Raw genomic sequence first — 13,706 nt, forward strand, 5'->3', positions numbered from 1 at the left:
GCCCGTTTGTAGGGAGGAAACCTGAACGGGTGTTGAGCGGCAAGCGAATTCGGTGCCGGCCCACCCGTCAGACCACCTCGGCCTGACGGGTTTCCGGCATGATCAGGGCGAGCAGCGCGAAGCCGGCGAGACCGACGATGGCGAGGCCGAGGAACGCGCTGTGACTACCGAGATGATCGGCCATGATTCCGGCCAGTGATGTCGACAGGGCGGCGCCGATGCCCATGGCGGTTCCGACCGCACCGAGGGCGAGGTTGAACCGTCCGGTGCCGCGCGTGACGTCGGAGACCACGAGGGGCACCATGACCCCGAACACGGCCGCCGAGACGCCGTCGAAGACCTGGATCGCGACGAGGAGTTCCGGGCTGTCGGTATAGGCGAACAGCAGCCCGCGGATCGGCAGGGCAGCGAAGCCGATGAGAAGGAGCGGGCGTCGGCCCCACTTCTCTGCGGCCCGTCCGACGGCAGGTCCGGAGATCGCCAGGACGACCTGGGGCACCACGATGCAGGCGGCGATGAGCGCCGTGGCGGTCTCGCTGGCCCGCAAGGTCAGCATGCTGCCCACCAGCGGCAGCATGGCGGCGTTGGCGAGGAAGAACAGGGTCATGCAGGCGGCAAAGCACAGCAGGGCTCGGTTGGTGACGATGGCCTTCAGCGCGCTTTCCTTGGGGCCGGACTCCACCGTCTCGCCCTGGCGTGCCTGAAGCGGCACCGCGCCAGGGCGAATGAACGAGAGCGCGATCAGGGTCGGGATCATGAGGAAAGCGGTGAGGTAGAACACCGCGTCGTTCGACAGGTAGTAACCGCAGGCCCCCATCAGCGCCGCAGCGACGGCGTTGCCGAGCGCCGAGAAGCTGGCATTGCGCCCGAGCCGCTCACCGGCTCGCTTATGGCCGACGAGGCCGATGCTGATGGCCGCGATGGCCGGTGTGAGAATACAGCTCGCCGCGGAATGGGCCGCCATCGCGAGGAGGACGATGAGGAAGCTCGGCCACATGGCGAGAGCGAAGGCGCTGAGCGAGATCGCCACCACCGAGAGCCCGGCCGCGAAGCGTCGCGAGCGGACGGCGTCGACGAAGGCACCGCCCGGCACCTGACCCAGCAGGCTCACGAGGCTCCCGACGGTCAGGGCGAAACCGATATCGGATTGCGTCCACTGCGCCTGCGTGAAGTACACGGCGAGAAACGGACCGAAGCCGGTCTGGAGGTTCGCGACAAAGAACGTGAAGGCGTCGAGCCCCCGGCTGCTCCTCACCGAACCAGCCTGCATGTCGGTGGAAACCTCTCCGGGCTTCTCGGCATAGGCGTCGCGCCGCAGAGCCCCTCGCGGCCGGAACTCCGACCGCGGCAATTCACGGGGCTTGATGACGCGTCGATTCTGCGAGCGGGATGCCGTCATTTGTCCGGCGTTTTCTCACCCGGCTTGTCGGGCGCGGGAGAGGGCGCCGCACTCGGTGGCGGCGCCACCGGAGCCTGGACCGGCGCCGCAGGCTGGGCAGCTGGCGCTTGGGCCGCCGGAATCTGGCTCGACGCGGTCGAAGGAGCCGGCTCGCCATCGGGTGGAACGCTGGGGCTGGCTGGACCGAGGACAACGATGGGATCTCCCGGCTTGTACTCCGGCGAGACGCGCACCTGGTTGCGGCTCAACTGCAGGACGAGGCGGCTCGGCTTGCCATCGGGCGAGAACCGCATGGACCGCCAATCCACGGCGATCTTGCGGGAGCCGACCCCAAGGAAGCCGCCGAAATCGATGATGGCGGCGCGCGGGCGACCGTCCTTGTCGAGGATGATGTCGATGATCCGGCCCATATCCTCGCCGGTGGAACTGCGGACGCCCTTGCCGAGCACGCCCTCGTAATCCTGGGTGTCCAAGACCGTGGCAGGGGTGCCGGTCGGCAGTACGGGTGCGATGGCCGTTGGCGCAGCCTGCGGCGCCGCAGGCTGCGAGGCCGGTGCGGGCGGCGCGGCGGGGGCGGCCGGCGCTGCTTCGCTCGCCGGGCCGGTGACCGGGGCGTTGCCCTCCGCTGCTGCTGCGGCGGCGGCCCAAAGGGTGATCGACGCGGCGGCGACCATCCGGACAGTTCTGAACACGTGCGTTCCCCGAAGAAGCATCTCGCCGGCTCCCGCTCAACCTGAGCCATTCCGTTGAGTTCCCACCTGCCATGGGACGGACGGCGTATGAGGGCGGACCAAGGCGAAGTTGTGGATGAGGGCGGGTCGATCGGCGACGATGCGGCTCGCCCCGATGTCGAGTTGGCAAGAACCGGACCGTCGCGGCCATGGTGGCGTGGAGTATGGGGGGTGTCCAGACGAACCGGTGGACGATCACCCCGAATTTTCCCTCAGTTCGAGGGGGGAGGTGTGACAAACGCCCTGCGATCGTCTGGTTTTCGCCTTTTGTGCATCGTAGAGATGCGCGCAAGCGTGCCGGACCACCCGCGCGAACCAGGGTGGAATACTTTTGAGGATCAAGTCGATGCGTATCTCGTCGAACGTCTGCGCCGTGGCGCTCATCGCGGCGGCCCTGGGCGGATGTCAGGCGTTGTCCGGCAATTCTGGCGTCATGCCCGAGAGCGAAGTGGGGCCTCCGCCGTCCATGCGTGGCTCGGTTCCCGGAGCCCAGCGCCCGCGGGCGGCCGAAGTGGACCCCGATGGCGTACCTCTGCAGACGGCGCCGACGCGGCGGCTCGACCTGCCGAAATCGGCCGGTGGCCAGGCCCGCTCGCAGGCGGAGACGGAGCGGCGTATCCGCCGCGAGGATATCGAGGGCGATACGACCAGCCGGTCCAGCTCCGGCGGACTCGCTCCGCAGATGGGCTCGGGCGGCAGCGTCGGCCTCGGCGGCAAGTTCTGACGAACGCTCGCGAAACTCCCGGTCATCGCCGCCTTCCGTTCCCGGCCGGGCGGCGATGCGGGAGTTTCGTGAAAGGCACCGCAGCAGGTCCTTCCGCACGGTGGAAACGCTGCATGCGGAAAGCGTGATCTTGACGGTTAAATCAGGTCGGCGCCACGTGTGTCGGTTTCGCCCCGACTCTCGGCGGCGACAAGTCCGGCAAGACCAGCGAGGAATGCACCGGAAGCGACGATGGTGAGGGCAACGACTGCGATGATCATGCGCGGAGTGTTCCTCATCGAGTTTAAGGGATCGTTGCATGAGCCGGGTCGGGCGATGCGCCGACGTCCTTGATGAGGGTCGGTCGAAAAAATTCCATGCTCGCGCCTGGCGGTCGGAACAGGCCCTCGATGCGTCGGGATGCTGCTGTAAGCCGAGAAGCTTCGCACCGGCCGCACCGCCTTGACCCGGATAAGTGCTCGGCGGCGCAATGCCCCGCGGCAATGCTGGCATCCATACAAGCCCTTGTTGGCGTGACGCTTTTCGTAAAATTTTCGATCCGAGGGCGCGATGACGTCTCGTCGGCCCGCTCCGAAGCGTGGCTGCACGGGCGACCGCCCCTGCCCCGGCGATTGTGTGTGATCGGGGTCCGAGAGGGCTGCAGGGTCCCCGTTATCCCCGTCCCTTCTGTGGATGGGCGGTGGGTCTACGTGATTCCCTCTTGGAACGCTCTCAGCACCGCTTAGTTGTTGCAGCTATGCGCTCCGAGGCCCCTGGCCGTGGGCGTGACGGCGCTCGAAGCCAAATTCCGGAGGAACTCATGGCAACCAAAACCACCACCAAGGCAGCCGAAAAGCCGGCCGCCGCCAAGAAGGCCGCTGCTCCGAAGGCCGAGGGCGCCGCAAAGCCGAACGCGCTGCAGCAGCCGCTGAAGCCCTCCGAGGAACTCGCAGCCGTGGTCGGCGCCGCAGCGCTTCCGCGCGGCGAGGTCGTCAGCAAGGTCTGGGAATACATCAAGAAGCACAATCTCCAGAACCCGGAGAACAAACGCGAGATCCTGGCCGACGACAAGCTGAAGAAGGTCTTCGGCAAGGACAAGTGCACCATGTTCGAGATGAACAAGCACCTCGCCGCCCATCTCAAGTCGGCCTGACGCCGATGCGGCCCGGCGCTTCGACAGCGCCGGGCAGGCTCTTCGAGACGGCGATAAGGCCGTTCCCGGTTCGGGTGGGTCCGCCTCAGGCGATATGACGGATGACTCCGCCATCCACACGCAGAGCGGCGCCGCTGGTGGCACTCGCGGCCGGGCTGCAGATATAGGCCACCATGCTGGCGACCTCCTCCACCGTCGCTAGGCGACCGATCAGCGAGGTGGAGCGGTGCTCGGCGACGAAGTCACGTCCCAGCTTGTCGAGGTCGACTTCGCCGGTATCCTTGGCCATCTTCGCCATGAAGTCCGCGACACCCTCCGAGAGGGTTGGACCGGGAAGCACGCTGTTGACCGTTACTCCGCTTCCGGCCACGGTCTCGGCGAGGCCGCGTGACACGGCGAGCTGCGCCGTCTTCGTCATGCCGTAATGCACCATCTCCACCGGAATGTTCAGGCCGGACTCGCTGGAGATGAAGACGACCCGCCCCCATCCCGCCGCGACCATGCCCGGCGTGTAGGCGCGGGAGAGGCGGATGCCGCTCATGACGTTGGTCTCGTAGAAGCGAAACCAATCCTCGTCGGGTATCTCGAAGAACGGCTTCGGCTCGAAGATGCCGGTGTTGTTCACCAGGACATCGACGGCCGGCAGCCCCTTCACCACCGCTTCCGCGCCGCTCGCCGTGGCGACGTCGCCGGGCGCCGCAATGAAGCAGGTCGTGCCGGTTTCCTCGGTCAAGCGCGCGATCGCCGCCCGGACCCGGTCCGGTGTACGCCCGTTGACGGCGACGGTTGCACCCATTCCGGCAAGGGCCTTGGCGATGCCGTAGCCGATGCCGCCGGTCGAGCCGGTCACCAGCGCACGTCGCCCCTTCAGATTCATGTCCATGAATGTTCCTCCGTTGGCAGCCTCGTTGATCAACGCCCGAGGCGATGGGTGGCTGCGTTCGGTGGATCAGCCCGTCGGCTGGCGCCGCATGATGCTGGAGACGGCACCCGCCGCTGCCATGGCGCAAGCGAACCACAGAGCGGTTCCGATGGAGACCGCCGTGCCGCTGGCGTGGGTGAGCCCGAAAATGACGGCGACGAGGGCCGCGCCCAGCGACTGCCCAGTCAGCCGCGCCGTCGATTGCATGCCGCTGGCTCCGCCGCTGCGCGAGCGCGGTGCGCTGGTGACGATCACCTTGTTGTTGGGCGATTGGAACAGCCCGAAGCCGACGCCGCAGACGGTCAGCCGCCAGGCGATATCAAGGAGGGACGGGGCGGCGGGGAGCAGGGCCAGCGCCGCGATGCCGCCGGACATGAGCGCCAGCCCGATTCCGCCGAGAACACCCGGCGCGTACCGGTCGGCGAGGCGGCCGGATATCGGCGCCGTGATGGCGATGGCGATGGGCCATGGCGTCATCAGGAAGCCGGTCTCGGTGGCCGAGAGGTGCAGCGCATCTTGGAAATAGAAGGGTAGGGCGATGTAGGCCATCATCTGCGCCCCGAACGAGGCGATGGACGTCACCATCGACAGGGCAAAAGCGGGAATGCGCAGCAGGTCCACCGGCAGCAGCGGCGTCGTGAGCCGCGCCTGATACTGCACGAACACGGTGCCGACCGCGAGCCCGGCTGCGATCTCCCCCAGGGCGAGCCAGCGCCCATTCGCCTCGCCGATTCCATCGAGCCCGATGATGAGTAGGCCGAAGGTGAGGGCGTTCAGGATCGCGCTTGGTACGTCGAACCGCGCCCCGCTCACCGGCGTCACCGGCAGGGTCCGCGCCGCCACCGCCAGGGCCACGAGGCCGACGGGCAGGTTGACCAGGAACAGCCAGGGCCATGTCGCCACGGACAGGATCGCGGCGGCGACGGTGGGGCCGGTGGCGGAAGCCATGGCGACGATGAGAGCGACGTTGCCGACGCCCCGGCCGATCATGCGGTGCGGGTAGATGAACCGCACCAGGGCGATGTTCACGCTCATGATCCCGGCGGCGCCGAACCCCTGGGCGATCCGCGCGACGATGAGCCCGGGCAGGGATGTGGAAAGAGCGCAGGCGAGGGACGCCGCGACGAACAGGACGAGGCCGCCGAGATAGACCTTCCGATAGCCGAGGATGTCACCAAGCGAGGCCAGCGGCAGCAGCGATGCTGTCACCGCGATCTGGAAGCCGTTGACCACGAAGATCGCCGAGGCCGGGCTGACCCCGAGATCCTTCGCCATGGCGGGAAGGGCCACGTTGACGATGGCCCCGTCCAGTACCGCCATGGTCATGGCGAGCCCGATGGCGAGAAGCGCCAGCATGCGCTCACGCACCGGCAGGCCGTCCAGCGGTTTATCGGGAACCGGACCGGCCGTGCCTCCGGTAGGGGGAATCGCCTCGTGCGTCATCGCACAGAGCCGTGGACGATCCCTGCTCGCTTCGGCAAGTGCCCTATGTCACCCCTCGGCGAGGGGGGCGGCATCGTTACCCCCCTACGGAGGAATGACATGCGTCTGGCGACACTCCTGCTCGGCTGCCTGCTCGCCTTGTCGCCCGCCGCCGTGCGAGCCGAGGATACCGGCCCGCTTGGGATCGGGCTCGAAGGGTTCGCCTATCCCTATCCGGTCTGGTTTCTCGACCTGACACGGGACAACGAGCGCCAGCGTCTCGCCTACATGGACGTCACGCCGACCGGGACGCCAAATGGACGCACAGTGCTGTTGCTGCACGGCCGCAATTTCCCGTCGAGTTACTGGGAGCCGGTGATCGGCGCGCTGGCCAGTGCGGGCTACCGCGTGGTCGTTCCCGACCAACTCGGCTTCGGCAAATCGTCGAAGCCGGTGGGACCGTTCAGCTTCGACGTGATGGCTGCGGAAACGCTGGCACTCCTCGATTCCTTGAGACTTCCACGTGTCGACGTGGTCGCCCATTCCATGGGCGGTATGCTGGCTGCCCGACTTGCCCGAAACGCGCCGAGCCGGGTGAACAGCCTCGTCCTCGAAGCGCCGATCGGTCTCGAGGATTATCGCTTCACCGTCCCGCCGGTTTCCAACGACACGCTTCTGCGGATCGAGGGGGGTGTCACCGCGGAAGCCTACCGGCGCCAGCTGATGACGAACTACGCGCTGTCGCTTCCCTCATCGGCGATCGAGCCCTTCGTTTCGATACGTGAGCGCGTCAAAGGCTCAGGCGAGTATCCGCGCTGGCTCCAATCCTTCGTCAATTCCTACCAGATCATCTGGGGACAGCCGGTGGTGCACGAGATCCCGCTGATCGCCGCGCCGACGCTGTTCGTCATGGGCGGGAACGACCGCAACGCACCGGGCAAGCCTTTCGCCCCCGAGAACCTGCGCGCCGCCATGGGCGACAATGCCGGCCATGCCAAAGCTCTGGTGGCACGGATGCCCGATGGGCGCGCTGTCGTCTTCGACGGCATCGGCCACCTCGTCCATATGGAAGCGACCGATCGCTTCAACGCCACGATGCTCGAATTCCTCAACGGCCATTGAGCCGGGACAAACTAAGGGAACACTCAGATGGATGTCGGCGTGATCGGGTTGGGCCGGATGGGCCGGGGCATGGTTCAGAGCCTCGTCCGGGGCGGTCATCGGGTGAGGGTCTGGAACCGGACTGCATCCACCGCCGACGGTCTCGATGGGGTGACGGTCGTGCATAGCGCGGCGGACGCCTTCACCGGGGATGCGGCGATCACCATGCTCGCCGACGACGCGGCCCTGCGTTCGGTGATCGTGGAGGGCGGGCTTCTCGATTCCGGCACGCGGCCCGGCCTGCATCTCAGCATGAGCACGATCTCGGTGGCGCTCGCCCAGGAGCTCACCGCGATCCACGAGCGGGCCGGCGTGCCCTATATCGCCGCCCCCGTCTTCGGCAGGCCGGACGTGGCGCAGAACGGTGCCCTGAACATCGTCGTCGCGGGAGACCCTTCCGTCATCGCGACGGCGCAACCGCTGCTCGACGCCCTCGGCACGAAGACCTGGCCCTTCGGAACCGAGCCGTACCGGGCCAATGCGGTGAAGCTCGCGGGCAACTTCATGCTGATCGCGGCCATCGAGGCCATGGGCGAAGCCGCCGCCTTCGCCGAGGGGCATGGCGTCGCCGGTGCCGATCTCCTCGGCCTTCTCACCAACACGCTGTTCGCCTCTCCGGTCTACACGGGCTACGGCGCATCCATCGCCGCCGGGCGTTACGAGCCACCGGGCTTCGGTCTGAGGCTCGGGCTCAAGGATATCGGCCTCGCCCTCGCGGCATCGGGCCAGGCCGGCGTACCGATGCCTTTCGCCAGCGTGCTGCGCGACAACCTCATCGACGCGGTCAGCCACGGCGACGGCGACAAGGATCTTGCCGCCCTGGCGCTGGTCTCGGCGCGGCGAAGCGGGCGTTGAAGGCAGACCCGCTCCGGTGCGGTGCTATGAGACGAGGAAGTCGGAGGCCGTCAGAAATCCGACACTCCTGACCGTCGCGAATTGGACGGCCTGCTCGGCGCCGCTGCCGTCGGCATCGTAGGAGAGGGCGCCCGTGTAGTAATCGTAGAGGATACGGTCGCTCGCATCGACCGTACCCGTGCGAATGTTCTTGAACGCAGCGCCGGACAGATCGCCTTCCACCAAGCCTTTGAAGATCGCGTTCTCTAGCCTGATCGTATCGGTGCCGTGAAAGAAATCGGTGATGCTGTCGATGTTGTCTTTCCCGAGCTTCGTATCGAAGACGAACGCGTCCTTCCCGCCGGAGCCTGCCAGTACGTCCGTCCCCAACCCGCCATTAATGACGTTGTCGCCGTACGTGCCGGCGATCGCGTTCGCGAGATTGTTGCCGGTGAGATCGATGGCGAGATAGGGGTCTTCCTGGCTGCCGATCAGGAACTCGATGGACTGGTCCTTCGCGAGCGTGAAATCCGAACTGGCATAGACCGTATCGGTGCCCCGGTCCTTTGCCTCGATGACCTGATCCCGCTTATTGCTGACATAGTAATCGTCGTTGCCTGCAAGGCCCTTCAGGACATCGATACCGGCTCCACCATCGAGACGGTTGTTGCCCGCATTGCCCGTAACCGTGTTCGCGAGCGCATTACCGACGCCGCCGATATCGCCCTTGCCGGTAAGTGTCAGGTTTTCGACATGGGCCGAGAGCGTATGATCGACCGATGACAGAACGAGGTCCGTGCCCGCGCCGCGCTTTTCGATCACCACGTCGCCGAAATGATCGATGACGAACGTGTCGTTGCCGACGCCGCCTTCCATCCGGTCGATACCCTTGCAGCCATCGAGGGTGTCGTTGCCCGCTCCGCCGATGAGATGGTCGCTTCCGGTATAGCCAAAGAGCTTGTCGTTGCCGCCGAGACCGTCGATCCGGTCGTTCCTGGCGGAGGCCATGGCCCCCCTGAGCAGGTCCGCGCCCGACGTCGCGCCCTTCACCTGGAACGGGTCGTCCGTCGAAACGGAATAGATCTGGAAATCGGTGTCGCTACCGGTCCGTTCGAGTCCCGTCTCGCGACCCGCCTTGAGGAGACCGAAAGTGCCGTTCTGCAAGGCCACGATCTGGGGCGGTTCGGACATATGTCCGCTTCCGATCGCTTCGGAATAGAAGTCGAAAACCTGACCGGTGGAAGACCCGTCGGCGTTGTAAAGCAACCCGCGCGCGGTCGTCAGGATCTTTCCGTCCGCCAGATCGGAAGATCCGAGGACGAGTTCGAGCAATTGTCCGTTCGAGAGAGTCGTCACGGAAACGATGTAAGCGTTGTCGAACGTGTAGGTCTGGGCGAGCGTGACCGCCTTGGTGATGCTTCCGTCGTGACCAGCCTTGTAAGTCGATGCTGCGATATCGGTGAGGACATCGGTCTGGACGCCATTAGCGGCCTTCTTGATGTCCCGCCCCTCATAGGCGACGGCAAATCCACCCTTCTGGTCGGCGGTGACCGAGTAAATCACCTTCGTTTCGTATCCGCCGGCAAACTCGGCCACCTGGCCGAGTTTGAACGCTTCGCCCGGCACCTTGCCGTCTGAGGTCACCACGCGTGCCATGAGGGTCGAACTGACACGGCCCGTATCGACCCATGTCGCGAGATAACGACCGTCCGACAGGGCGGTGACTTTGGTCGAGTGGGTCTGGTCGTCGTTCACCGACCGGTCGACGACGGCGGTCGCGACGAAGCGGTGGTTCTCGTCGATGATGTCGACAGTCCGGATCTTGCTGGTCGCTCCCTGAGCGATATGGGCGAGGGCCATCGCACCGTTCCGCGCGAAGGCGACGCTGTTGTCGTAGGAGCTCAGGAACGGCACGTCCGTATCGGACAGGGAGGTGATCTTCGTGGTGTAGAAGGGCGTGTAGGTCCCTTTCGCGTCCACGGTGCCGAGGCTGTACTTTGCCTTCTGATATTGCGTCGAAAAGCCGCCGAACGTGCCGTCGACGTAAGTGCTGTCATAGACGCCGACGACGACAGATCCATCGGCTCGGTAGGACAAGGCCTCCACCTGGAGATCGCCGAGGGCGGGCGAGTTCTTCGCCTGGATGCCAGTCGAACTGAAACTCGTCAGCGTTGCTCGGCTCGTGGCGGGTTCACCCCCTTGGCCCGGCACATATCCCTGCGCCAACAGGCCAAACCCACCCTTCGCCGTCGGTACGATGAAGTCGACGGGAAGGACGCCGATGGCGGAATCCAAGTCTATCGGGTCGCCATTCGCGACTAGAACCGCCGACATATCCGCTCCTCAGTGTTCGTTGCGGAAGGTGGTAGGGCGGTACCAATGCAATCTCAATCGCCGGGCGACGCGCGGAATCTCTTAGTGCAGCCGCGTGCCATTTTTGCAGACTTTGGTTGCGCCTAGAGCGCCCCCTCCCGCACCGCCCCCGGATCGGCGAGCGAGTGAAGCAGCCGCGCGGCGGAATGGGCGAAGCGCAGCGTCACCGCCTTGCGGCGGGCGCCGCTTAGCACATGGTCGACCGGGTCGCACAGGATGGCGGCGCTGTAGCCATCGGCGATGATCAGCCCGGCCTCGTCGGGCGTCAGTCCTTCGGGAAGGGAATCGGGAACGGCGAAATAGAAGCGATCGCAATAGTCCCGGTAATCCGGCCACTTCTTGTCGGCGCGGAAGTCGGCGACGCTGGATTTGATCTCGACGATGGTCAGCCGGCCCGCCGGGCACAGGGCGATGATGTCCGCTCGCCTGCCGTTGGCGAGAGAGAATTCCGGGATCGTCACGTGGCCGAGGTCGGCGAAGAGCCGGCGAACCCCGCGCTGAACCTGAAGCGCGGTCGCCGATTGCCGGCGGTCCGGCGGCAGGACGAGATGGGCGAGGGCTGCTGACATGGCTTCGCTTGGGGATGGCTTCGCTTGGGGAGAGTGCGGTCTCGAATCGACTGTCCCGCCAGGGAATCAGGTCGGCCCGCCCTTGTCACCTGCGGCAGCCTGCCCGCCCGCCAGTGCGGCGCGGATCGCGTCGAACCCGTCGGTCAGTGCCGCCGGCCCGGGCTGCAGGATCAGAGGCGACTTGATCTCGTGGATACGCCCCGCTGCCACGGCGGGGATCGAATCCCAGCCCGGCCGCTCGCGGATCCGCGCCACGTTCACCCGCTTGCCGCACCACGAGGCGAGGATGACGTCCGGCTGCGCGGCGATTACTTGTTCGGACGTGACGATCCTGTCCTTGGCCGCCGCCTGCCGGGCGAGATCGGGAAAGACGTCGTCGCCGCCGGCATAGCCGATGAGTTCGGAGGCCCAGCCGATCCCGGAGATCATCGGCTCGTCCCATTCCTCGAAATAGACCGTCAGCCGGGGCGGGCCGGCATTGTCGAGGGCGGCGGCGCCGAGGCGGTGGGCGTAACCCTGAGCCAGCGCATCAGCCTTCTCGCTGGCCCCGACCAGGGCGCCCACGGTGCGGATCATCGCGAGGCAGCCGGCGACGTCGCGCTGGTTGAAGAGATGGACCGAGATTCCGGCGCGGGCGAGGTCGGCGACGATCTCGGCCTGCATGTCGGAAAAGGCGAGGACGAGGTCCGGCTGCAGGGCGAGGATCTTCGGCAGGTCGGCGCTGGTGAAGGCCGAGACGCGCGGCTTCTCCTTGCGGACGCGGGCGGGGCGCACGGCGTAGCCGGACACGCCGACGATCCTGTCCTCCTCACCCAGCAGATAGAGGGTCTCGACGGTTTCCTCGGTGAGGCAGACGATCCGTTCGGGTGGGAACCGGCGCATGCGGCGTCACGAATTGAAGAAGCTGATGACACCCGCGCCCGGCGCGAGCCAGACGAAGGCCCAGACGAAGGCCGAACTCCAATTGGCGAGCTGGAACGGCAGGCGCGGCACCTCGAACATCCCGGCGATGAGCGGCACCACCGCGCGGGCCGGGCCGATGAACCGGCCGATGACGATGCCCCAGGCGCCGTAGCGCCGGCAGAAATCCTCGCCCTTGGCGACCATCTGCGGATAGCGGCTCATCGGCCAGATCGACTTGGCGCCGTGCTGGAAGTACCGGCCGATCTCGTAGGACACCCAATCCCCGAGCCCGGCGCCGATGCCGCCCGCGATTACCATCGGCCAGAACGGGATGCCGCTGGCACCGATCAGCGCGCCGATGGCCACCAGCAGCACCGTGGCGGGGACCAGGATCGACAGGAAGGCCAGCGATTCGCAGAAGGCGAGCACGGCGATGATGAGGGGTGCCCATTCCTTGTGCGTTTCCACGAAGGTCAGGATCGTGGTCTTCAGCGCTTCGAAATCCATGGAGGCCCCTGTTCGTCGCAGCCGATGTGCGGGAAGGCCGCCCTCCCGGCAAGGGTCGATCTCGTCACGGACGAGCCTCGCGTCGGTTGTGAATGCACCGCAGGGCGAAACCGGCTACGACGCTGACCGTCGCGCTCGCACCCGTCGAAGCAAGGCCTGATACGCCGATGAGAATTCTATCGATCCAGTCGCACGTCGCCTTCGGCCATGTGGGCAATGCCTCGGCGGTGTTTCCCATGCAGCGGCTCGGCGTCGAGGTCTGGCCGATCCATACCGTCCAGTTCTCCAACCACACCGGCTACGGCGCCTGGCGCGGCCGGGTGTTCGACGGGCCGATGATCGAGGATCTCGTCCTCGGCATTACGGAGCGAGGCGTGCTCGGCCGATGCGACGGCGTCCTGTCCGGCTACATGGGGTCGGCCGATATCGGAACCGCCATCGTGCGGGCCGTGGCGGCGGTGCGGAGCGCCAACCCGAAGGCGCTGTATTGCTGCGACCCGGTGATGGGCGATACCGATCGGGGGATCTATGTCCGCCCCGGTATCCCTGAATTCCTGCGCGACCAGGCCTTGCCCGCGGCCGACATCGTCACGCCGAACCAGTTCGAGCTGAATTTCCTGTCGGGCTTGCCCACCGGCACACTCGGCGAGGCCAAAGCCGCCTTGGCGGCGATCCAGGCCCTCGGGCCGCGCGTCGTGCTGGTGACCTCCCTGGTCACCGAGGATACCCCGTCCGAGTCCATCGACCTGATGGCGGGGGAGGGCGGCCTGTTCTGGCGCCTGCGCACGCCGCGCCTCGCCCTCGACGTGAACGGAGCGGGCGACGCCATCGCGGCCCTGTTCCTCGTCCATTACGCCCGCACCGGCTCGGCGGCTTTGGCTTTGGGCATGGCCGGTGCTTCGGTCTACGGCCTCCTGCGCCGCACGGCGGAGGCGGGTTCGCGCGAGATCCTCACCGTCGACGCGCAGGACGAGTTCGTGGCACCCAGCGAGACGTTCCCGGTAGAGCAAATATAAAACGTTAAATTTA

14 protein-coding genes are annotated in these 13,706 nt (G+C 66.4%); 5 read left to right on the plus strand and 9 right to left on the minus strand.

Annotated features, from left to right (window positions below; all coding sequences use genetic code 11):
• Positions 1-67: 67 nt before the first annotated feature.
• Positions 68-1,399: an MFS transporter gene (locus ASF26_RS18890; protein ID WP_056257639.1), complete on the minus strand. Its 1,332-nt coding sequence runs from the start codon at positions 1,397-1,399 to the stop codon at positions 68-70.
• Positions 1,396-2,073, minus strand: coding sequence for a PRC-barrel domain-containing protein (locus ASF26_RS18895; RefSeq protein ID WP_056257643.1), 678 nt, complete (start codon positions 2,071-2,073; stop codon positions 1,396-1,398). The genes ASF26_RS18890 and ASF26_RS18895 overlap by 4 nt, the downstream gene beginning before the upstream one ends.
• Positions 2,074-2,476: 403 nt before the next feature.
• Here ASF26_RS18895 and ASF26_RS18900 point away from each other — a divergent pair, with 403 nt between their 5' ends.
• Entirely contained in the window at positions 2,477-2,854 is a 378-nt protein-coding gene (locus ASF26_RS18900; RefSeq protein WP_056257646.1) for a hypothetical protein, read from the plus strand.
• 137 nt (positions 2,855-2,991) lie between these two features.
• Here the strand turns inward: ASF26_RS18900 and ASF26_RS23710 are convergent, their stop codons facing one another.
• A complete protein-coding gene (locus tag ASF26_RS23710; protein WP_280136367.1) occupies positions 2,992-3,114 on the minus strand; it encodes a hypothetical protein in 123 nt (40 codons plus the stop codon).
• 539 nt (positions 3,115-3,653) lie between these two features.
• On the opposite strand from ASF26_RS23710, the gene ASF26_RS18905 reads away from it, so the two are divergent.
• Positions 3,654-3,986 carry an SWIB/MDM2 domain-containing protein gene (locus ASF26_RS18905; protein WP_018042485.1) on the plus strand — a complete coding sequence of 111 codons (333 nt, stop codon included), beginning with the start codon at positions 3,654-3,656 and terminating at the stop codon, positions 3,984-3,986.
• Positions 3,987-4,071: 85 nt separating this feature from the next.
• On the opposite strand, the gene ASF26_RS18910 is transcribed toward ASF26_RS18905, so the two are convergent.
• Positions 4,072-4,869, minus strand: a complete 798-nt coding sequence (locus tag ASF26_RS18910; RefSeq protein ID WP_056257649.1) for an SDR family oxidoreductase — start codon at positions 4,867-4,869, stop codon at positions 4,072-4,074.
• A gap of 66 nt (positions 4,870-4,935) precedes the next feature.
• Complete coding sequence (locus ASF26_RS18915) at positions 4,936-6,351, minus strand: MFS transporter (RefSeq protein ID WP_082477704.1); 1,416 nt, start codon at positions 6,349-6,351, stop codon at positions 4,936-4,938.
• A gap of 99 nt (positions 6,352-6,450) precedes the next feature.
• Between ASF26_RS18915 and ASF26_RS18920 the strand changes: the two genes are divergently transcribed.
• Together ASF26_RS18920 and ASF26_RS18925 are read left to right on the plus strand one after the other, a co-directional pair.
• Complete coding sequence (locus tag ASF26_RS18920) at positions 6,451-7,452, plus strand: alpha/beta fold hydrolase (RefSeq protein ID WP_056257652.1); 1,002 nt, start codon at positions 6,451-6,453, stop codon at positions 7,450-7,452.
• A gap of 27 nt (positions 7,453-7,479) precedes the next feature.
• Entirely contained in the window at positions 7,480-8,346 is an 867-nt protein-coding gene (locus tag ASF26_RS18925) for an NAD(P)-dependent oxidoreductase (protein ID WP_056257656.1), read from the plus strand.
• A gap of 24 nt (positions 8,347-8,370) precedes the next feature.
• Here the strand turns inward: ASF26_RS18925 and ASF26_RS18930 are convergent, their stop codons facing one another.
• From ASF26_RS18930 to ASF26_RS18945, 4 genes are all read right to left on the minus strand, one after another.
• Positions 8,371-10,659: a calcium-binding protein gene (locus ASF26_RS18930; protein WP_156463047.1), complete on the minus strand. Its 2,289-nt coding sequence runs from the start codon at positions 10,657-10,659 to the stop codon at positions 8,371-8,373.
• Positions 10,660-10,781: 122 nt separating this feature from the next.
• Positions 10,782-11,267 (minus strand): MmcB family DNA repair protein, encoded by a 486-nt coding sequence (locus ASF26_RS18935; protein ID WP_056257662.1) that lies wholly within the window; start codon positions 11,265-11,267, stop codon positions 10,782-10,784.
• Positions 11,268-11,333: 66 nt separating this feature from the next.
• Positions 11,334-12,149, minus strand: coding sequence for a cobalamin-binding protein (locus ASF26_RS18940; RefSeq protein WP_056257665.1), 816 nt, complete (start codon positions 12,147-12,149; stop codon positions 11,334-11,336).
• A 6-nt stretch (positions 12,150-12,155) separates the two neighbouring features.
• On the minus strand, positions 12,156-12,677 hold the full coding sequence (locus ASF26_RS18945; protein ID WP_056257668.1) for a DedA family protein: 522 nt from the start codon (positions 12,675-12,677) through the stop codon (positions 12,156-12,158).
• Between the two features lie 167 nt (positions 12,678-12,844).
• Here ASF26_RS18945 and pdxY point away from each other — a divergent pair, with 167 nt between their 5' ends.
• Positions 12,845-13,693, plus strand: coding sequence for a pyridoxal kinase PdxY (pdxY, locus tag ASF26_RS18950; protein WP_056257670.1), 849 nt, complete (start codon positions 12,845-12,847; stop codon positions 13,691-13,693).
• The last annotated feature ends 13 nt before the right edge of the window (positions 13,694-13,706 follow it).

This window comes from Methylobacterium sp. Leaf93, assembly GCF_001422345.1.
Classification (GTDB): Bacteria; Pseudomonadota; Alphaproteobacteria; order Rhizobiales; family Beijerinckiaceae; genus Methylobacterium; species Methylobacterium bullatum.